Below are 21,045 nucleotides of genomic sequence, written 5' to 3'. Positions count from 1 at the left end.
TTATGACCAAACAACAGACGGCACATATTATCTCGCATACGCACTGGGACCGGGAATGGTATCTGCCTTATGAGCGCCATCACATCCGGCTGATTCAGCTCGTGGATACGCTGCTGGACACGCTGGAGCAGAACCCGGACTTCCGCAGCTTTTTCTTCGACGGGCAGACGATTATCATCGAGGATTATCTGCAGGTCCGCCCGGAGAACCGGGAGCGGCTGATACGGCATATCCGGGAGGGCCGGATATTTATCGGACCTTGGTACATTCTTCAGGATGCGTTCCTGACCAGCCCGGAAGCCAATGTGCGTAACTTACAGCTGGGACATCAGGATGCGGCAGTCTATGGTGAAGTGTCCAAAATTGGTTATTTCCCGGACACCTTCGGCCTGACCGGACAGATTCCGCAGCTTATGCAGCAGGCCGGCATTACCAACGCGTTCTTCGGACGCGGCGTGAAGCCGACGGGCTTCAACAATATGGTCTCGGATGACGGCTATGAATCCTCGTTCTCGGAGCTGGTCTGGGAAGGGCCGGACGGCTCGCAGGTGCTGGGCATCCTGTTCGCCAACTGGTATTCCAACGGGAATGAGGTTCCGGTGGAGCTTGAGGAGGCCCGCCGCTTCTGGGAGCGTAAGCTGGGCGATGCCCGGCAGTATGCAGCGACCGATCAGCTGCTGTTCATGAACGGCTGCGATCACCAGCCGCTGCAGACTGACCTGCCGGAGGCGATCCGCACAGCAGAGAAGCTGCACCCGGAGGTCGCCTTCGTTCACTCGAACTTCCCGGACTATATCAAGGCAGTGGAAGCTTCATTGGCTGGCCGCAGCCTGTCTACAGTGAAGGGAGAACTTCGGAGCCAGCGCACGGACGGCTGGGGAACGCTGGTTAATACCGCTTCTGCCCGCGTGTACCTGAAGCAGCTCAACCAGCGCGGTCAGGCCATGCTGGAAAAGGTGGCTGAGCCGCTGGCAGTTATCGCTAAGCTGCATGGCGGGGAGTATCCGCAGCATCTGCTGGATTATGCGTGGAAGACGCTGCTGCAGAACCATCCGCATGATTCCATCTGCGGCTGCAGCGTGGATGAGGTGCACCGCGAGATGGTCACCCGCTTCGACAAGAGCTATCACACGGCCGAAGGCATCGTAGCGGATAGTATGCAGGCGATCACCGCAGCGGTCGACACCACCGGATTCGCCGCTTACGGCGAAGAGGCGCTTCCGCTCGTGGTGACGAATACCAGCGGCTGGAGCCGCACCGGTACGGTTACCGTTGAGCTGGACGCAGCCCGCCAATATCTGCGCGATGGGCTGCCTCTTGAAGAGAATGCCCGGTTGATGAAAGCCGTGGACCTGGCCGGACGGGTTCTGGTCGATGAACAAGGCCAGCCGGTTCCTTGTACAGTAGAGGATCTCGGCCTGTCCTTCGGCTACGACCTGCCGGATGACCGCTTCCGCCAGCCGTATAGCTGCCGCAAGGTGCGGCTGACCTTCGAGGCGGCGGATGTGCCTGCCCTGGGGCTGCGCACCTATGCCTGGGTTCGCCCTGTTGGGGCGGCTGCCGCGGAAGCCGATGCTGCCAGAAGCGCTTCGGAGGGGAACCTGCAAGCTGTGGCTTCCGTCACGGCATCGCTGATTCAAGGCGCGCGCGTATTGGAGAACGACACGCTGCGGGTCGAGGTTATGGCTGACGGTTCCTTCACGCTGGAGCATAAGCCTAGCGGCAAAGTCTACCGAGACCTCGGTGTCTACGAGAATACTGGTGACATAGGAAATGAGTATATGTACAGACAGCCTACGGGTGAAGTACCGCTGACGACTCTGGGGCTTGACGCGCAGATCGCTGTCATTGAAGATACGCCATACCGCGCTTCCATCGAAATCACCCATGCCTGGGAGATCCCGGCTTCGGCCGATGCCTTGCTGGAAGAAGAGCAACGGGCACTGGTCTATTACCCGGAACGGCAGGCTAAACGTAGTGCCGCTACAGTAACCCTTAAGCTGCGGACGGTCTTGAGACTGGAGCGTAGCGGCAAGGGATTGGAAGTAAAGAGCTTCATAGATAACACGGCTAAAGACCACCGTCTGCGGATGCTGTTCCCTGCGGATCTGGCCGCAGCCTCGCACCGCGTGGATTCGATGTTCGAGCTGGCGGAACGTCCGAATGAGCCGGCACCGGAATGGCAGAACCCGAGCAATGCCCAGCATCAGCAGTGCTTCGTGGATGTTGCCGGGGACAATGCAGGCCTGACAGTCGCTAATCTCGGATTACACGAATACGAGATTCTGCGGGATGGCCGTGGTACAATCGCCGTGACGCTGCTCCGCAGTGTCGGCGAGATGGGCGACTGGGGCTGGTTCCCTACACCGGAAGCCCAGTGTCTGGGAGAGCAAACAGCAGATCTGCTGCTCCTGCCACATAGCGGGGATGCCGTAACTTCCGGTACCGCTGCGGCTGCATACCAATTCCAGATTCCTTGGACCTTTGCGCAGGCAGAGGTTCATGCGGGGACAATTCCCGCTGTGTATTCGGCTGTTCGCTGGAGTAGCAAGACCGCTGCCTTCTCCTCTATGAAGCTGAACAAGGAACGCGGCGATGTGTTGCTCCGCTGGTTCAACCTGACGGCTGAGCCTTGCGAGCTGGAGCTGGAATCCGCGCTGCCGGTTGCTGCCTTCTATACTTCGAATGTGCTGGAAGCAGAAGGTGAAGAGCTTCAGACTGAAGGAGATGCTTCGCTCAAGCTGCCGCTTGGCGGACATCAGATTACAACGGTCGGCCTCCGGCTGCGCTGATCCACGCGAAGAAGGGAGAGTTGGGAGGTATGGATATGGATAAGAATGAACCATTAGAGCGGCGCACCTCCAATAACGGCCCGCTCACCAGTGTACAGCAGCAGATTGCGGCAGCATCCGGGGGACAATGGCGGCTGTCTGCCGGGTCCAAAACCCGGATTGTGGACAATGCCAGATCGGATAATAACAGTGTTCTGAACGAAACGGTCTTCATTGTTCTGGGGGAATACGCGGGTATTCTGACACCTGCTGACAGGATCATGACGGTTGCTTACGGGCAAATGGAGGACATGGCTCCCGGGGATATCGTCATTGAGCTGTTGGAGCATGAAGCAGCGGAAGAGATGAATAGCAACGAAGCTTATGTCATTGAGGTCGGGAGTGTGGCTAAGCTCACCGCGCCAAGTGAACGGGCTGTGATGTATGGCCTGCGGACGCTGCTGCAGAGGCTGGCGAATGACGGCTCCTTGCCGTACGGAACCATCACGGATGAGCCGGTCATTGGAGAGCGGGCGCTGCATATTGACATCGGCCGCAAGTTCTACAGCGAAGATTGGCTCCTGGAGCGGATCAGAGAGATGTCCCGGCTGCGGCTGAATACGCTGCAGCTGCATTTCTCCGAGAACGAGGGCTTCCGGCTGATGAGCGAGAGCCATCCTGAGGTGGTATCGGAGCAGGCTTTGACCAAGCAGGAGATAAAGGCGATTATTCTTGAGGCACAGCGTTATCATGTGGATATCATCCCTTCATTGGATTCACCGGGGCATCTGGGACAGGCCCTCCGGATGCATCCGGAGTGGCTGCTCAAGGATGCAGCGGGCAACCCGGCCCCGGGTGCGCTGGATATTACGAATCCGGCAGCCCGCCGGTTCGTGCTGGAACTGATCGACGAATATGCCGAGTTATTTGCCGGCAGCCGCTTTTTTCATATCGGCGGGGATGAATTCATCAACTTCGCGGAGTTCGATAAGTATCCGCAGCTCGCGGAGTATGCCCGGAATGTGTTGAACATCAGCGGCGGCACGGGTGTGGACACGTATATTGATTACCTTAATGAAGTCGCTGAACATTTGGAGTCGATGGGCTGGACGGTCCGCGCCTGGAATGATGGCCTGTACCGTGCGGATCAGACCCAGCGGGTCGCGCCCAAGCCGTCTATTCAGATCACATATTGGACGAAGTGGCACCCGATGATGGCCCCGGTGGAAGACATTCTGGCCAAGGGACATCAGGTGATCAACTACAACGACGGCTACTTGTATTACGTGCTGGGCGAACATGCGGGCTACACTTATCCGACAGCTGAGAAAATCCGCGCCTCCTGGCATCCCGGACTGTTCCCGAACCGTACCGGGGAAGCCAAACAGGAATACACGGGAGCCTATCCGCATGAAATCATCGGCACCACCTTCTCCATCTGGAGCGACAAGCCGGAAGCACAGACCGAAGCGGAAGTGGCCGCAGGCATCCGCGGCCCGCTGCGGGCGATGGCGGAGTTAGCTTGGCTGGGGAAGCAAGATGCGGCTGAGTAGATGGCTGAATAAGCAGCAGAGTAGACAAATCGTATATTCTTGATGATTGCAGCAACGGATACCGTCCGCTTAGGGGGAGGTCCGTTGCTGTTTTTTTTGTATGTAATCGAAAAACCGACCACATTGGGCACGCATAGCATCCATGCACCGGGTGTATGCGTTTTGATTAAGGTAGCATAAATTGAACATGCCATCACGATGTGTAATGATAATGGCGGGTGATAAATGATGGAGGATAACCAAGTGTCAACCGGCGTGAATAAGGTAAGCAAACAGGGCGGGGCACGCAGAGGTGCCGGCCGCAAACCAATCGGTGTTACGCGCAAAATCTCGCTGACGTTGCCGCAGGAAGTTTGGAATGAAATTGACCGTAGCTGCGGCAGAGGTGACTATTCCGTCTCTGAGGTGCTGCGTTCCATCATTGAAGATAATTTGCAGAAGGCAGATCTCCTATAAGGAAGGAGTGGAAGCAATTGTTCAAACCGGGATACATAGAGGTAGAAGGCGGAGCTCTGTTTCATGAGAGAAAAGGTAGCGGCGAGCCTGTTGTTTTCATCCATGGCAATTATAATGACCACCGGATATGGGAGGAGCAGATGGAGAGGTTCTGCACCAGCCACGATGTTATCGGCTATGATCTGCGGGGCTACGGACATTCGGACACTCCCCGCGCTTCGTTCTCTCATGTAGAGGACCTGAAGCTGCTGCTGGACACCCTTGGCCTCACAAAAGTAACTCTAGTTGGTTCATCCCTGGGCGGCAGCGTAGCCACCGATTTCACGCTGGTCTATCCAGGCTATGTGGACCGCCTCATTCTGGCAGCCCCTTCGGTCAGCGGCCGCAGCTATCCCGCCAGGATGCTATGGCAGGGGATCAAACAGCATATTCAGGTCAGGCTGAAGGGTGCTGAACAAGCTATTGACCATTTTATCGCTAATTCTTATTGGGACTATTACTTCCCTGCGGCAACAAAAGAAAAGGCCAGACAGAAAACGATAGACAATGTGCGGAATCCCGGCAACTTCTGTCGGTTCCCTCCAAGCCTATCGCGCGTCCCCAAGCCTTATGCCATTCATAGATTAGCGGAGATTGCTCAACCAGTTCTTATCCTCATTGGCGCATTGGACCACCCATACAATAGAGAGACCGCAGAAATTCTGCACAAAGGCATCAGACGTTCCACGAAAATAATATTCCCGGACGGCCGCCACCTGCCTTTTATAGAAGAACCTGAGAAGTTCTCTGCGCTGACTGTAGAATTTCTGCGGGATAATCATAATGCCTAAATATCTTAAATTCACATTCTATTAATTTATGCTAACATAATACTCAAAAAAGACAGGCGGTGCAGGTGTGCAGAACATCAAAGTCTATCATTACGATGCATTCAGCAGTATTCCGAACAAAGGGAACCCGGCAGGGGTTGTCCTGGACAGCGAGGGTCTTACAGAGCAGCAAATGCAGGAGATTACAGCGAAGGTGGGTTTCAATGAGACGGCGTTTCCGTTAAAATCCAACCAGGCGGATCTCAGAATCCGTTATTTCACGCCGGGGCATGAGATTAATCTCTGCGGTCACGGGACCATGGCGTTGTTGTATGCCCTGAAGACCAAGGGGATGCTGGGGGACAAAAAAGAGTTAACCATCGAGACCAAGGCAGGAGTTTTGCCTATCCGCATCACAGAAGATAGCGGCGAACTCTATATGACGATGAGGCAGGCCAGTCCGCAGTTTGAAGCTTTTAAAGGATCACTTGAGGACTTGGCCCGCTCGATCGGCCTTGAGCCCGGTGATATTGATCAGACCCTGCCGACCATGTACGGCAGCACTGGAACGTGGACCTTACTGGTCCCGATTACAAGCCTTGATGCCTTCACCCGGATGCAGCCTGACAACAAGCGGTTTCCAGAGGTGCTGAAGGAGATGCCCCGCTCGTCCATTCACCCGTTCTGCCTGGAGACGAATGATCCTGAGGCGCATATGCATGCCCGCCATTTCTCCTCCCCCTTCTCAGGGACTATTGAGGACCCGGTTACAGGCACAGCCTCTGGGGTGATGGGGGCTTATTATTCCAGGTACATCGGCGGACAAGCCCCCTCCTTCGAGCTGCTGATCGAGCAGGGCCAAGAGATCGGCAGGGACGGCAGAGTCAGAGTGTCCGTGTCGGACAACGGCAATACTATAGAAGTGACGGGCAACGCCGTTTATGTGAATGAATTTGATGTGACTCTGTGATCTCCCTTATTCCTGCGATTTGTCAGTTTTCCCCTTGCCATAATGTAATCCCGCCTGATAGGCCTGTTCGAGCAATGCCTCACGATGTCCGGGTGCGGAACTAGCAGTATCGTAGAGGAATTCTACTCTGGAGTCCGTGATTCCGCAATAATCGGCAATTCCCACGTTAAGCAGACGGGCGGTTGCTTCATCATAGCTGCGCTTTTTCATCTGCGCCTCTGTTACGCCTGCCAGCGCCAGCCACAGTGCACGATAACCATGCAGATTATTTGTACCGTAGGCAACCCTGTTGTTCACCACCCGGTCGATATACCCCTTCAGCATGGCCGGCAGATGCCACCACCACAGTGGAAACACAAATGCCAGACCGTCATGCTGCCGCACCCGCTCCATTTCCCGCTCTAGTTCAGGTGAATAGGGTTGTTCCTGTTCACCTGCGGTCATATGGAGTTCTTCCCTTCCCTGCAGGACAGGGTCAAACCCTATCCCATGCAAATCCAATATTTCATAGCCGTGTCCGGCTGCGGTAAGTCCCTCTGCGAAACGGCGGGCGACCTGGAAGGTCAGGGAATCCTGTCTCGGGTGTGATACGACGATTAATATGCTCATGCTGGTATCTTCACTACCTTTCTTAACAGCAGGTTTGTAGCCATGTTCCTTGGCTGATGCTATTATATACAGGAATAAAATAATGCGGAAGTACGCACTTTGCTGTTCTATAGGAAGGTGTATGTTCCATAGGAACATTGAGGTACCCTACATAACGGAGGCAGAAGCAATGACTGAACAGAGTGGCGATAGCGTTCCCAAAAAGTATAGAGTCGGCGTGGAGGCAGCGCTCGAAGTGATGGGCGGCAAGTGGAAGCCGCTAATTATCTACCATCTGATGACCGGACAGAAGCGCACCTCCGAGCTGCTGCGGCTCATTCCCGGCTTAACCCAGAAGGTGCTGACCGCCCAGTTAAGGGGTCTGGAGAGCGATGAGATTATCTCGCGGACCATTTACCAGGAGATTCCGCCCAGAGTGGAGTATGAGCTGACTTCCTACGGCTGGGGGCTGAAGCCCTCGCTGGATCTGTTATGCTACTGGGGAGAGGAGCACCTGGACAGGATTCATGGCGACAGGTCCAAGGTGCTGGAGGACTTTTAGGCAGCAGAGAGAGACAGAGAGGAAAGGGGAAAGAGCATGGAGTTTGCAAGTCTAACCACAGTCGTCACCCTCATTAACATCATTCTGGCCCTGGGCTTTCTGTTCATTGAGCGCAGGGAGGCCGGGTATACCTGGGCCTGGCTGATGGTGCTGTTTTTCATCCCGATACTGGGATTTGTCTTGTATATCTTTTTCGGGCGCAATCTCAAAAAGAAGAATTTCTACAAGCTCTTCATCGAAGAGCAGGAATATGTCCAGGCTGAAGCGGACAAGCAGCTGGCAGCTTTTGCGGAAGGGGCGGATGACAGGTCGCAGCTGCTGCAGAACTATGCCCAGCTCATCAACATGAATATCCGCTCGTCGCACGGCTTGTTATCTAACGATAATGATATTGTCATTTACAGTGACGGCCACCAGAAGTTCGCCGCGTTGTTCGCGGATATCCGCTCAGCCCGCGCAGAAATCAATATTCAGTACTACATCATTCAGCCGGACGCTCTGGGCAAGCAGCTGAGGGATGAATTAACCCGAAAGGCGCGGGAAGGCGTGAAGGTGCGGCTGCTATATGACGAGGTCGGCTCGAAGCGGATTTCGCGGCATTTTTTCAGAGAGTTGCGTGCAGCAGGGGGCGAGGTTGAAGTGTTCTTCCCGTCCCTGATCAAGCCGCTGAACTTCCGGATCAACAACAGGAATCACCGCAAGCTGTGCATTATTGACGGAAGCATTGCCTATATAGGCGGGTTCAATGTGGGAGATGAGTATCTGGGGCAGGTTAAGAAGTTCGGCTATTGGCGGGACACGCATCTTCGAATCACCGGAAATGCGGTCAGCCATATCCAGGGCAGATTCATCCTCGACTGGCATCAGGCCGGGAAGCATGAGCGCGGGGATTACGGGGAATTCGTCTTCAACATGGAGCAGCATACAGGGACAAGCCCGGTCCAGATCATTACCAGCGGCCCCAATTCGTCGACGGAGCATCTTAAGAACATGTATATTAAGCTGATTTTGTCAGCCAAGGAGAGCGTGTATATCCAGACCCCATACTTCATACCGGACACAAGCTTCATGGATGCCTGCAAAATCGCCCTGCTCTCCGGGGTGGATCTGCAGATCATGATCCCTAACAAGCCTGACCATCCGTTCGTATATTGGGCCACCTGGGCCTATGCCGGGGATCTGCTGAATTACGGGGCCAAAATCCTGCTCTACGAGAACGGCTTCCTGCACGCCAAAACGATTGTCGCAGACGGGGAGGTTGCCTCTGTCGGGACGATGAATATCGATTCACGCAGCTTCCGGCTGAACTTCGAGGTCAATGCCATTGTGTATGACCGGGCGATTGCCGAACAGCTCCAGGACATTTTCCTAAATGATGTCAGGCTGTGCTCTGAGCTTACCGTGGAGCGTTATGCGCAGCGCTCGCTGGTAATTAAGCTGAAAGAGGGGATTTCCCGGCTGCTGTCACCTATTCTGTAAGGAGAGTGGAGCGCGGGCAGTTGTATTTTATTGAGGGAGGGTATATGAACTATGGTTTGAATATGCAGACCCTTCATCAAACCGACAGCAGATGCCTGAATCTCTGACACCTGCCTGGGGGATTCACGAGAGCTGATAGTTTATGTCTGGTATCGGGTCGCAGGCAAGAACTGTAAGCAGATGGCCCCCTACTGCTTGACAGATGTCCGTTTTTACCGGATCCTTGGGAATTCCATCATTCTTCCTTGATTATTGCTGTTACATTCATACGATGGCTTTTACTAATGCCACTCACTGTGCTCAGAAGATCTTATCCACTGATCCTGATCAATCATGGCCTCGGTACCTCCAGTCTGCTGCTTACCTCGCTTACAAAGAATCAGGAAACAAATAGTTATAATGTAGCGGCTGTAGTTCATACCTACAGTATAACAGCAACTCTATTTTCAGAGGGCACAGTTACCAGATTTTAAGCAACGATTATTTCAAAGCAGTAGATACGCAACTGGGCAAAGTATGAAACGAAGATAATCGCTTTGTCCTGGGCCAATTGAAGTAACGAATTTGTGAATCAACTTGTGCTGGATTTCTTCAACGGGAATTTAAAAGAAAATTCATGAGGAGGGAGAGGATTTCGGGACTGGCAGGCAAGAGGAGGAGGTCACAGCCACAAATATTAAGATCATTACATAATGCTTAAAAAAAAGGGAAGTGATCTTCCGGTGAAATACCAGGAAAGATCACTTCATATTTCAGACTTTTTTATTTATTATTTTTTAACTTAAACTTTCTTAATAATGCACCGACAGCTTTAACGATTGAAAACACCAATATCCCTAAAATAATTAAAGATAATATGAGATTGGGCCATATTATTTCCAAAGTTTTCACTCCGTCTCAGCGATTAAGTTTTTTATTCATTATATTCCATTATCTTCGCTAAATGAACAACTTCATACAAATCATTAATATATAGAGTAGAGTTTTCGTAATTGGACTTATTATTTTTTTTAAGATAGTTATCTATAAATTCTAGCGTTTTCTCTGTGCTCTTAGAATTATTAATTCCATTGATATCTATCAATACTTCATTTGCAAAACTTGTAGAAAAAATATCTCCATATTCGCTGCCATTTATTTCTATCTTTTTCTGCTCTTTAACTGGTAGAAAGAGATAACTGCCGTCAGCAAGTCTTAACTGATTGAGCTTTTCAACTATATCTTTCTCATTTATCGGTATCTCCAGCCATTTTTTTATAAAATAAGTATAATAGATGGCTTTCATACTTTTTTGCTCTATTTGTGTTAAATTATTTTCAACTTTTATTAAATTATCTTCAATAAGATTCATAATAGGTGGAGATATTTTCATATTCAATATCTTGTTAATGAATAAGTAATTGTAGTGGATTTGTAGTTTATATTGATGATTAATATTTATTGTTGTTTGATCAGATTCAGGGGTTTGCTTTAATTCGTTTTTTAAATGTTCTTCTAAGGAATTATTAATTTTATTTTTTAAATCACTATCCAATTGAACCTTTAATTCTTCTGCAAGAGAAATCGTGTTTTTTTCTTCTGCGAGTGACCTAGTAAGATTTTTTTCTTCTGTCATGTTTAATATTTTAGACAACACTACTAACTTGAGTTTTTCTTCATCTATCTTTATTAAATTTCCAAAAAACTGATTGATTTCGAAAGAATAGTATGTCGTAGTAATATCAATTTGATTTGTAAATGTATTTAAAAATCCGGCTACTTGATCATTTTCAAAATAAGTTTCTTGGAGTGATTCAACAAGTCCATTATTGCGACTTGTAGAACTACAGGCAAAAGTAAAGAGCATAAATATAAAGGTTAAAGCGACTAGTAAAATTTTTCTACTCAAAGCATTCATCCTTCTTTAGATAAAGTAGCTATGTCAGAAAATTCGTTCTGACATAGCTCTTTATATAATAATTGTTCAGATTACTATTGTTTTGTCGCTGTTCCAGTTACATTTAGTATCCCACCAGCATGAGTAAAAACAGCTTCGGGATACATCATATAAACAGAAACATTTGCGTATGTGAGTTTTGAAATGCCTACGCTTGCTGATGTACTACCACTTGCTGTCTGAGTCCAGTCTGCAACTTTACCAACATACGGAGACTGCGTTGATAATAAACCGTATGCTACAAACTTGTATTGAGCTACGGTGTTTGTAACAGCCCCACGAACTCTATTCGCTGACAAATTTCCATATACATTTACTGATATTAATCCAACATCAACCGTAACACTCCCTCCAACTTCACCCTCAACTGAGTTATCTCCACTTCGTTTCATACCATATATACTCCAACTATCTGCTGAAGCTATTGAGTATTCTGACTTAGCAGCAGTACTTTCTACCGAATAGCCATTATCAAGAATGAATTTCAGATCAGTTTCAGAGAGTTTATCACCCACATTATATTTATCTGCTATTTTTTTACCTTCAATTTGAATGTTCTCATCTTTAGGAGTTAGAGAATTTGCATACGCCGAAAATGGAAAAACCATTGAAGCGCATAAAAGAACGGATGTGAATAATTTAATTTTTTTCATAATAAAACCTCCTCTCAATAATTTATACTAACTTATTCTGTCTACACAGCAGCATTCGACTGTGAATCCATATATGCAATTAGTATCAATCACCTCCATTATTTTCCTGAATAATATGTTACCCTATATTTTTATTAAAGACAACTTTTTCCATTTAACTTCTATTAATTGTCACATAAAGTGTGCTTCTGAAGATAAATGCCTATGAATATATTTGATATATTACTTTTCATATAGAAATAAGATCTTCCTCTACTCTTCCATATGAGAGAGAATGACTGGAAATGAACATCGATTTTCTCATAAATAAGCTTCTATGCGCTTGGCGTCTGCATTACAGAGACTCTGTTACTGCTAACCCATTGGGGGTATTAATTTCTAGTTGCCTTCTCTTATGGGGAGCTTTCGCCCATACATGTGGATGAAGCCGGTGCGAAGTGCAATGATGCTCTGTTGGGAGAAGCATTTGCAGATTGTGACTACACTTTTGTACAGAATCCGGCGTATGGGGAAATTAGTAGGGATCAATATGTGCTCCATGGCTAGTCCATTTGTGATTTGCTTTAAAGACAATCTCCATTAGTGAAATAGCGGAAACTGAAGTGATCGGCAAAAGGAGGAACTAATATTATACGTGATACTACTTTTTATATTGGTCAGAGTAAATGTCAATTAGCTAAACGCCACAGGGTCGTAGAATTTGAAAATAAGCGGGGAGAAGTTGTGTGGGTCGTGATAGATTTTAGAAAAGAGTTGCTCATGTGATTGCTGAAATCTACAAGGAACGCTGGGAAATTAAAGTTCTTTTCCACTGGATAAAACAGCATCTGAATATGCCATGTTTATTTGGAACTTCAGAAAATGCAGTATACAGCCAGTTACCAGCTATATGTGGCCTTTTGTGACTATGTCCTCTTAAAGTCCCTAAACGATACTGTTCGCCTAAGCTTAAGGTGTCTACAGTTGTTCAACTAAACTTTTGGGAACATGCAGTATTGGCGTATGTTTAATCTTTCGCTGCTGAGAAACTTGTACATTGTTTGTTAATGTATTAGTAAACGAACTATTAAAATAGAATCAAACGTATGTCGTCAAAACACTAAGATAATGATACTCAATGATTAAATTTCAACCTAAATCAACCTTTCCCCAGGCTCAGTTGGTTAGAGTTCCCTGAATAGTGAATATACCATGGATTTCTCCAGGATTTATTAGTCACATATTTGGTTACTAACTCTTTATAATCCAATGCATCTTATATTCCCATACCCCCATAAAATCAACGATTCACTAACAGAGTTTAAGGCGTTTATCCCTTTCCTCTATATTGGTTAGAGCGGTAAGTTTGTAACCGATAGGTCACAGGTTCGAGTCCTGTAGGGCCTAAGTTACTTAACCCCCTTGCCTAGCAAAAGGTTTTTAATTATAGACTCATCGTAGCTCGCAAACGCTTATTATTTCCATTATTTTTTTCTTTAGCTGTCATACTGAAATTTAAGCGACTAATAGTTGTATATTAATTCCTAGAGCCCCGAACCAACATAAGTAAACAAACCATTTAGTAGCGTTTTTCATTATTTTATAATTATTCTATAATAGAATGAGCATGTATCACTTTCAAAAGCATTAGAAACTTGTGCTGAAGTTGCAACCCATTGATGCATGTCAACTTGAACTTTAGAAATCCTTTATTTCACTTATGGAGGAATGACAGATGGGGATGCTGGGTCAATATGTGATGGTCAATGAGGATACGCTGGAGCAGATGATGGAGATGGACGGGGCGGAGCTGTTGGGAACGTTGGAGAAGCTGATTGAAGGCGGAAGTGAACATTACGATATCGACAAGCTGTGGGAGGAGCTGCATGTTGCGCTAACCGGGGTTTCGGCGAGTGAACCTATAGATGGTGACCCGTTAAGCGAAGCAGTTGTTGGCGTCCATGTGTTCGAGGTCGAGGAAGAGGATGGGTTCTTCGCCTGCACGGAGCAGGATGAGCTGGAGGGCATTATTACGGCGATGCAGCAGGTGGACCTAGACAAGCTGGAGATGGGGGGCGTGGCGGAGGCGCTGAGGCAGCAGGTGAAAAGTGAGTTTAGCGGACTATTGGACTTCTACAGGAAGGCAGCGGCTGCCGGGATGCATGTTATTTTCAGCGTAGTATAAGAATTGACGCGCGAAGCGCCGGGCCTTCTCAGGAAGGAGAGGACCCGGTCCTCAGGCGTTTCTGGAGATAGTATTTCGTCTGGCCTTCACTCGGGCAGTCCTTGATTTCACCGAAGATCTCATACCCCTGCTTCTGATAAAAATGCGGTGCCTGCCAGCTCATCGTGGTTAATTCGCTAACCTTACAGCCGCGCCACGAGGCTCTGTGCTCCAGCTCTTCCAGCAGGGCCTTGCCGAGTCCATGGCCTCTGTAGGCGGGGTCAACGGCAAGCAGGTGCACATTCAGAATATTCCAGACGAGGTCTCCGGTAATCCCGCCAACGAAGATGCCGTTCTCGTAGGCGGCGAGGGAGATCACCTCGCGCTGATAGGGCGGAATGCTGCTGTCCATGCGGCGGCTGTGTTCCTCCAGCAAGCGCGAGATTTCCTGCTGATTCTGCGCAAGTTCCAGTTCAATGATGTTCATGGGTATGCCTCCTTAGGATCTGAATTCAATTATAGCCATTATATCAAAATAGAGCCTGCGGACGATGCCGCAGGCTCTATTGAATTTAACCTTCTATTTCTCGCTGAAACGGTACCGTCCTTACTAGGACGGCAATGCCGTTTCTACTTGTTATGTCTGCTCTCGGCGTTCAGCTTGGCAATCAGCTTATCGCCTTCAACGTCAAGGTTCGGCAGCAGGCGGTCCAGCCATTTCGGCAGCCACCAGGCCTTGTCGCCGAAGACGGCCATGACGGCCGGAACGAGCGTCATGCGGATGATGAAGGCATCGATCAGGATGCCGAAGGCCAGGGCGAAGCCAATCTGCTTAATCATCGCATCCGGGGCGAAGATGAATCCTGCGAAGACGGACACCATAATCACACCTGCGGCCAGTACGACCCGGCTGGCAAGATCATAGCCATGCACGACGCTGTCACTGCCATGGCGGCCGTGGACATAAGACTCGCGCATAGAGCTGACCAGAAACACCTGATAATCCATAGCAAGTCCGTACAGAATACCCGTGACCAGGATCGGCATGAAGCTGAGCAGCGGGCCGCCGGTATCGAAGCCGAACAGCGAATGCAGCCAGCCCCATTGATAGACGGCAGTGGTCACGCCGAAGGTAGCAATAATACTTAACACGAAGCCGACGGTTGCTTTGATCGGCACGATAATGGACCGGAACACGAGCAGCAGTATGATCAGCGACAGAATAACAATAATCCCGATGTATACAGGGAAGGCATCGGACAGCTTGGAGGACATATCAATATTGATGGCGGTGAAGCCGGTCACGCCCAGATTAATATTGTTCCCGTCTGCCAGAGCGGAGGCCGGATCACGCAGCTCCTGCACAAGGTCTCTGGTTGCGGTGTCAGTGGGACCCGTCTTCGGAATCAGGCTGATAATAGCGATATCGCCGGTGGGACTGACACCGAGCGGAGAGACCAGGGTCACATTATCGTGCATTTGCAGCTCCTGAACCAGCTTGCCCAGGACCGGCATGGAGATCTTCTCAGACGGATTCTTCGTCTCAGCGACCAGCAGGAGCGGGCCGTTGAAGCCTTCGCCGAACCCTTTGGAGATGACATCATAGCTCTGGCGGGCCGGAGTATCCAGGTTCGCCGAGGCGCCGGATGGAATACCCAGCTCCATCTTGGTCACCGGAATTGCGGCTGTGCCAAGCACCAGCACTACGAGTACAATGATGGCCCAGCGGTATTTCACTGTGGCATTCGCCCAGCGATGGGAGAAGCTGTGCTGTGATTTATTGGCTGCGGTGCTGTGCTTGGTCCGGGCTTTGGCGGTTACGATCCGTTCACCGACCAGTCCGAGCAGCGCAGGCAGCAGGGATAAGGCCAGCAGGACGTTGATCAGAACACTGGCCGCAGCCACAAGTGCCATTGTCGATAAGAAGCCGATGCCAATGACGAGCATGCCGCACAGGGCGATAATAACGGTCAGACCCGCGAAGAATACAGCACTGCCTGCGGTGCCCAGAGCACGGCTGGCTGCTTCGGCTGCGCTTAATTTCTCATCCAGGATCAGACGGCGCTGGCGGTTCACAATGAACAGCGAGTAGTCGATCCCCACGGCGAGACCGATCATCACGGCAAGAACCGGTGTAATATCGTTCATCTGGATCAGGCTGCCGAGGGCAAAGGCACCTCCGACGCTAATGCCGACTCCGAGAAGCGCGGTCAGCAGCGGCAGGCCTGCGGCTACGACTGAGCCCAGCGTCAGGAACAATACGACGGCAGCAACGGCCACGCCGATCGCTTCCGTGGAGCCGATGGCCGGCATGCTTTTGAGCGAGTCGCTTGGAATCGCTGTAATTCCTGAACCGGACTGTTCCACTTCAGTTACAGTATTGATGATGTTATCCGGTACATCCGATGGCAGCGATGTCTGCTGCACAGTGAACTGGAACTGGAACAGGGCAATGCTGCCGTTAGCCGACAGCATCACGCCGGGAACCGGAATGCCGTCAACGATCAGCGGACCGAACGGTGCTGCCTGAGCGGCGGCGGAAGGATCAGCGGCAGCTTGGCCCGCAGCGGCGGAAGGATCAGCGGCAGCTTGGCCCGCAGCGGCGGAAGGATCGGCAGCGGCTTGGCCCGCAGCAGCGGAAGGATCAGCGGCAGCTTGGCCCGCAGTGGCGGAAGGATCAGCGGCAGCTTGGCCCGCAGCAGCGGAAGGATCAGCGGCAGCTTGGCCGGCCGCGGCTGCCGCTGCTTGTGCTGCCAGTTCGGCAGGGTTAATGACATATTCCATGTTGTATACATCATTAATAGCCTTCAGCAGCAGCGCTGTACGCTCAGGCGTATCAAGGCGCTCCCCGTCCGGTACAGTGAAGGCGATACTAGCCTGGCCGCCGGCTGCAGCGGGCAGCTCTTTTGTCAGCTTATCCAGCACTTTTTGCGACTCTGTGCCTTCAATTTTCATCTCGGAGCTGGATTGAATGCCGTTGACTCCAATCAGGGTGCCTACAACTCCGAGTACAATGATCCAGACTGCAATGAAGGCCCAAGGCTTGGCATAAGCCGATTTTCCTAAGCGGTATAGAAAGGTAGACATGTAATGGTTTCTCCTCTTTATCTGTGAATTTAGAAGCCGTTGCGTAAATAAGCAAACATGGAATTCAGGTATTGTTCAAACGGCATGGCATCGGAGCCTTCACTCAGCTGTTCGCCCGGCAGCATGACATTCAGCCGTCCGTCCAAGATAGGCACGAAGGCCCCATAGACGGCACCTACCAGCAGGTGGGTATATCCATCGGCATACCGTCCACGGGTGAACTGCTGCAGCGTCTCCTGGGCGGTGATCTGCAAATGCCGGAAGACATTGAGAATGTAAGGCTCCAGGGACGGATACTGATTCGCCAGGGAGACGAACTGCCGCAGCTTATGCAGGAACTCCGAGGTGAATTGCAGCTTCAGCAGATTGTACAGGGCATCGAGCGGTGTAGCATCCGGCGGCAGAGCAGCCAGCGGGTTATTCTCTTTCTCTTGGACAGCAATAATGCCAATGAAGTAGGCAGCGACTGCTTCTTCTTTACAGGAGAAGTAATTCGCAAAAGTCCGCCGGGAATACCCGGCCTTCTGAACAACATCGTCGACAATGAAGCCGTCCATGCCATGCTCAAGCGCAAGCTCGAAAGCCGCTACGGCTAAGGCGTAGGAGGTGGCTTCCTTTTTTTTGTCCCGCAGATTCAGTTTCGAATTCAAATTTCAACGTTCCTCCTTTCCCTAAGATCTATAAGCTCTATGGAATCTATAGGTTCTATTATTGCTCAAAGGGAAAGATTGCACAATGAGCATTGAGTGGCGGAAATATGAATATTTTAAATTTGTAATAATGAGCTGGAGAAAAAAGGTGGGGGATGAGGGATGAGTTAGGTGGAAGTCATTGTGAGGATAATGAGAAATGGGGGAGTAGGCGAGTAGGCGAGTAGGTGAGTAGGTGAGTAGGCGAGTAGGTGAGTAGGTGAGTAGGCGAGTAAGTGAGTAAGTGAGTAAGTGAGTAAGTGAGTAAGTGAGTAAGTGAGTAAGTGAGTAAGTGAGTAAGTGAGAGGATGAGTAATGTTGGTGTAAACAGACGATAGCGCGAGCAAATTCCCGGGCGGATAAGAGCAGAGCTTAAGAATGCGCCTTCATTCGCGAAGGGACAGCAATTTTGGCTTCTTTTGTCATCTGTGAGGTTTTACATTAAATGGCTGCAGGCGTAAGATTCAATCAACAACCGAATGAAATGACACTGTTCTTGAAATGGCTGAATTCCGTAACGGGAACGGGGGAACCAACTGGTGCAGGCGGCTTAAGGATGGGCTGCTGAGTACCCGGGGTGAATCCTTGCCAGCGTGCTACTATGGCTCTGGTGAGGTAGGGCAATCTCGCTGTCCGAATCCGTCAGCTAACCCCGTAAGCCTCGAAGAGAGAGGATGAGCGCCATGATCGATTAACCGACCACGGAGAGCCCTGCTGCTGCTGTGGTCTTTTTGTTGTGCAGGAGAGGGATAAATCCCTCTGAATGCGCTGAAAGTGAGCTGGAGGTGGAAATGAGAGGGATAAGTCCCTCAGATGCAGCCGAAAGTGGGAGGATGAAGAGCACAAGTGCACCTGAATCCCGGCAATGTTGGCTAAACGAGCAAATGAAGAGCACAAGTGCACCTGAATCCCGGCAATGTTGGCTAAACGAGCAAATGAAGAGCACAAGTGCACCTGAATCCCAGCAATGCCAAGTTGCGTCTCAGCCCCTACTAACCAAGCAGCCTAAAGTGAAAATTAAAGGAAATAGTGGCGGAGAGGAGCACATTTAAATCATATAACAACATTAATTAGTCAATTTAAATACGAATTAGTCTTGTATGTACCACATTAGTCTGTTTCCGCATCGCCACAATAGTCCATTACCGCATCACCCAAATAGTCAGCTAATGCATCATCACATCACATTACATCGAAAGGAGGGGTTACCATCGCTACTGTATTTATCGTCTGCTTCTGGGTGGGTCTCGTGCTTATCCTCAGTGGCAGCATTCATGGGCACGGTCTGGCAGGCCACCTGCATGTCGGGGGAGGTGATAGCGGAGGGCCGGGCTTTCTGCCGATTCTTCCGTTGATGGTGTTTGTTACCGTCTGGGGCGGCACGGGGTATATGCTTGTCAAATACAGCGGGATGCAGCTGCTTGCCGTAGTGCTGGTCTGTACCTTGATAGCCCTGCTGCCGGGCATTCTGCTCTACACCGTGCTGGCCCGGGTGATGACCCGGTATGACAGCAGTATGAGTGAACTGGATTATGATCCGGCCGGCCAGCTCGGCTATATCAGCATCGCCGCAGCGGATGGGGCAGTGGGAGAGATGAAGTATGTGCTGCACGGGACCATGCGCTCCATCGGCGTACGGGCCTACTCCGGTCAGTCGCTGCTGCGGGGCGATCGGGTGATTATTGTGAAGACAGATAAGGGGATCGCAGCGGTCACTCTGTTCGAACGGGCAATGGAACAAAACTAATGGGGAGTGTCGGAGGAATGTTAATTTTATATGTAACCGGAGCTATTGTTGTTGTGATTCTGCTGGCGTTAACCAGTATTGTGACCGCGTATAAAAAGGTTCCGCCCAATCAGGCTATGATCGTATACGGCCTCGGCGGCAAAAGAGTCGTCCAGGGCGGTGGGACGTTCGTCACCCCCGGCTTCCAGAACAATAAAACCATCTCTATGATGCTGATGAGCTTCGATGTTATCCCGGCACAGGCAATGTTTTCCCGCCAGGGCATCAAGCTCAACTTGGAGGCAGTCGCCCAGATTAAGATTAAAAGCGATCCAACCGCTATTCTCACAGCCAGTGAACAGTTCATTGACCGGCCGGAAGAGGACCGTGAGACGATTATTTTGCATTCGGTGGAGGGTCATCTGCGCGGTCTGATCGGCCAGCTCACCGTAGAATCTATCCTGAAGACCCCTGATGAGATCAACAGCAAGATGCGGGAGACCTGCTCGGAGGACCTCGACAAAATGGGGCTGGAGGTGGTCAGCTTCACCATCAAGAAGATTACCGACGACAAAGGGTACATCGATAATATGGGGGTGCCCGAGATTGAGCGTATCCGCCGAGACGCCAGTATTGCCAAGGCCGAAGCCGAACGCGACATACAGATCAAACAGGCCGAAGCGGAGAAGGAGTCCTCCATTGCCAAAGCCAATGCCCATCAGGCGACCATAGAAGCGGGAACCGCCGCCCGTGCGAAGGAATCCCTGTTCGAGAAGGAGCTGAATATTAAGCAGGCGGACTTCAAGCTGGAGACAGAAGTGAAGAAGGCGCAGGCGGATCTGGCGTACGAATTGCAGCAGAATAAGATCAAGCAGTCACTGGTTACGGAACAGGTGAAAATCACTCAGATGGAGGCGGAAGCCAACCGCACAGTCCGGGAGATCGAGGTCGAGCTTAGACAGCGGGAGCTGGAGGCAACGGTAATCAAGCCTGCCCAGGCGGAGAATCAAGCGACGATTATGAGAGCGGAAGCCGCCAAGCAGCGGCAGATTCTGGAGGCGGAAGCCGAAGCTGCTACGACGACTAAGCGCGGGCTGGCAACAGCAGAAGCTGATCTGGCAAAAGGGAAGGCGAATGCGGAGATCGTCCAGCTCGCCGGAGCGGCGGAAGCGGGAGCGCTGCAGAAGAAGGCTGAAGCCTACAAACAGTTCACTCAAGCGGCCTTGACTGTGGAATTCCTGAAAATCCTGCCCGAGCTGGCTGAGAAAATCGCCTCCCCGCTGGCCAAGGTAGACAAGATTACCGTCATCTCTCAGGATGGGGCTTCCGCAGGCGTGAATAAAATTACCGGCGATATCGCCAAAATCATGGCCCAGGTGCCTGAGCTGACCAAGACACTTACCGGCATGAATGTAACAGAGGCGCTCAGCGGGTTACTTGGCCGGGAGCATGAACAAGAACAGGAGTAGGAGAGGAGAGCAGTAGAGTTAGGCAGTAAGTAGGCAGTGAGTAGGCAGTGAGTAGGCAGTAAGTAGGCAGTGAGTAGGCAGTGAGTAGTTAATAAACCGGCAGCAAAGCCGCCTGCCTGACTGCATCTCTCCACAAAAAAACAGGCGTCAATCT

General features: G+C 50.6%; 16 protein-coding genes and 1 riboswitch. Of the genes, 10 read left to right on the top strand and 6 right to left on the bottom strand.

Translation table 11 applies throughout. The features are described 5' to 3' along the window. Nucleotides 1-2: 2 nt before the first annotated feature. The 5 genes from NYE24_RS10230 to NYE24_RS10210 all read left to right on the top strand — a co-directional run bounded on the left by NYE24_RS10230 (nucleotide 3) and on the right by NYE24_RS10210 (nucleotide 6,559). The gene (locus NYE24_RS10230; RefSeq protein ID WP_342478597.1) at nucleotides 3-2,792 is read left to right on the top strand and encodes an alpha-mannosidase; all 2,790 of its coding nucleotides are present in this window, start codon (nucleotides 3-5) and stop codon (nucleotides 2,790-2,792) included. A gap of 35 nt (nucleotides 2,793-2,827) precedes the next feature. Beyond that, nucleotides 2,828-4,324 carry a glycoside hydrolase family 20 protein gene (locus tag NYE24_RS10225; RefSeq protein ID WP_342478596.1) on the top strand — a complete coding sequence of 499 codons (1,497 nt, stop codon included), beginning with the start codon at nucleotides 2,828-2,830 and terminating at the stop codon, nucleotides 4,322-4,324. A gap of 243 nt (nucleotides 4,325-4,567) precedes the next feature. Then, a complete protein-coding gene (locus tag NYE24_RS10220; protein WP_256707900.1) occupies nucleotides 4,568-4,780 on the top strand; it encodes a ribbon-helix-helix domain-containing protein in 213 nt (70 codons plus the stop codon). A gap of 17 nt (nucleotides 4,781-4,797) precedes the next feature. After that, nucleotides 4,798-5,610, top strand: coding sequence for an alpha/beta hydrolase (locus NYE24_RS10215; RefSeq protein ID WP_342478595.1), 813 nt, complete (start codon nucleotides 4,798-4,800; stop codon nucleotides 5,608-5,610). 67 nt (nucleotides 5,611-5,677) lie between these two features. Further along, nucleotides 5,678-6,559 carry a PhzF family phenazine biosynthesis protein gene (locus NYE24_RS10210; RefSeq protein ID WP_342478594.1) on the top strand — a complete coding sequence of 294 codons (882 nt, stop codon included), beginning with the start codon at nucleotides 5,678-5,680 and terminating at the stop codon, nucleotides 6,557-6,559. Nucleotides 6,560-6,565: 6 nt separating this feature from the next. Here NYE24_RS10210 and NYE24_RS10205 read toward each other — a convergent pair whose 3' ends face one another. Further along, complete coding sequence (locus NYE24_RS10205; protein ID WP_342478593.1) at nucleotides 6,566-7,168, bottom strand: NAD(P)H oxidoreductase; 603 nt, start codon at nucleotides 7,166-7,168, stop codon at nucleotides 6,566-6,568. A 169-nt stretch (nucleotides 7,169-7,337) separates the two neighbouring features. On the opposite strand from NYE24_RS10205, the gene NYE24_RS10200 reads away from it, so the two are divergent. After that, nucleotides 7,338-7,709: a helix-turn-helix domain-containing protein gene (locus tag NYE24_RS10200; RefSeq protein WP_342478592.1), complete on the top strand. Its 372-nt coding sequence runs from the start codon at nucleotides 7,338-7,340 to the stop codon at nucleotides 7,707-7,709. A 36-nt stretch (nucleotides 7,710-7,745) separates the two neighbouring features. Continuing rightward, the gene (gene cls / locus NYE24_RS10195) at nucleotides 7,746-9,188 is read left to right on the top strand and encodes a cardiolipin synthase (protein ID WP_036699529.1); all 1,443 of its coding nucleotides are present in this window, start codon (nucleotides 7,746-7,748) and stop codon (nucleotides 9,186-9,188) included. 913 nt (nucleotides 9,189-10,101) lie between these two features. Here the strand turns inward: cls and NYE24_RS10190 are convergent. Beyond that, a complete protein-coding gene (locus NYE24_RS10190; protein WP_342478591.1) occupies nucleotides 10,102-11,076 on the bottom strand; it encodes a hypothetical protein in 975 nt (324 codons plus the stop codon). 83 nt (nucleotides 11,077-11,159) lie between these two features. Beyond that, nucleotides 11,160-11,777 (bottom strand): hypothetical protein, encoded by a 618-nt coding sequence (locus NYE24_RS10185; protein WP_076161650.1) that lies wholly within the window; start codon nucleotides 11,775-11,777, stop codon nucleotides 11,160-11,162. Between the two features lie 1,714 nt (nucleotides 11,778-13,491). Here NYE24_RS10185 and NYE24_RS10180 point away from each other — a divergent pair. Then, the gene (locus NYE24_RS10180) at nucleotides 13,492-13,941 is read left to right on the top strand and encodes a DUF1877 family protein (RefSeq protein ID WP_342478590.1); all 450 of its coding nucleotides are present in this window, start codon (nucleotides 13,492-13,494) and stop codon (nucleotides 13,939-13,941) included. Between the two features lie 28 nt (nucleotides 13,942-13,969). Here the strand turns inward: NYE24_RS10180 and NYE24_RS10175 are convergent, their stop codons facing one another. From NYE24_RS10175 to NYE24_RS10165, 3 genes are all read right to left on the bottom strand, one after another. Beyond that, nucleotides 13,970-14,407: a GNAT family N-acetyltransferase gene (locus NYE24_RS10175; RefSeq protein WP_342478589.1), complete on the bottom strand. Its 438-nt coding sequence runs from the start codon at nucleotides 14,405-14,407 to the stop codon at nucleotides 13,970-13,972. A 143-nt stretch (nucleotides 14,408-14,550) separates the two neighbouring features. Continuing rightward, nucleotides 14,551-17,007 carry an MMPL family transporter gene (locus NYE24_RS10170; RefSeq protein ID WP_342478588.1) on the bottom strand — a complete coding sequence of 819 codons (2,457 nt, stop codon included), beginning with the start codon at nucleotides 17,005-17,007 and terminating at the stop codon, nucleotides 14,551-14,553. A gap of 29 nt (nucleotides 17,008-17,036) precedes the next feature. After that, nucleotides 17,037-17,657 (bottom strand): TetR/AcrR family transcriptional regulator, encoded by a 621-nt coding sequence (locus tag NYE24_RS10165; RefSeq protein WP_036699527.1) that lies wholly within the window; start codon nucleotides 17,655-17,657, stop codon nucleotides 17,037-17,039. A 532-nt stretch (nucleotides 17,658-18,189) separates the two neighbouring features. Continuing rightward, nucleotides 18,190-18,372, top strand: a riboswitch (cyclic di-AMP (ydaO/yuaA leader). A 573-nt stretch (nucleotides 18,373-18,945) separates the two neighbouring features. Between NYE24_RS10165 and NYE24_RS10160 the strand changes: the two genes are divergently transcribed. Both NYE24_RS10160 and NYE24_RS10155 read left to right on the top strand, forming a co-directional pair. Beyond that, nucleotides 18,946-19,443: a hypothetical protein gene (locus tag NYE24_RS10160; RefSeq protein ID WP_036699525.1), complete on the top strand. Its 498-nt coding sequence runs from the start codon at nucleotides 18,946-18,948 to the stop codon at nucleotides 19,441-19,443. Between the two features lie 17 nt (nucleotides 19,444-19,460). Further along, nucleotides 19,461-20,891 carry an SPFH domain-containing protein gene (locus NYE24_RS10155; protein ID WP_342478587.1) on the top strand — a complete coding sequence of 477 codons (1,431 nt, stop codon included), beginning with the start codon at nucleotides 19,461-19,463 and terminating at the stop codon, nucleotides 20,889-20,891. Nucleotides 20,892-21,045 lie beyond the last annotated feature (154 nt).

The organism is Paenibacillus sp. FSL H7-0350 (assembly GCF_038593195.1).
Lineage (GTDB): Bacteria > Bacillota > Bacilli > Paenibacillales > Paenibacillaceae > Paenibacillus_AQ.
Note: the sequence above shows the minus strand (reverse complement) of the source record. Positions and strands in the feature narration are given on the sequence as shown.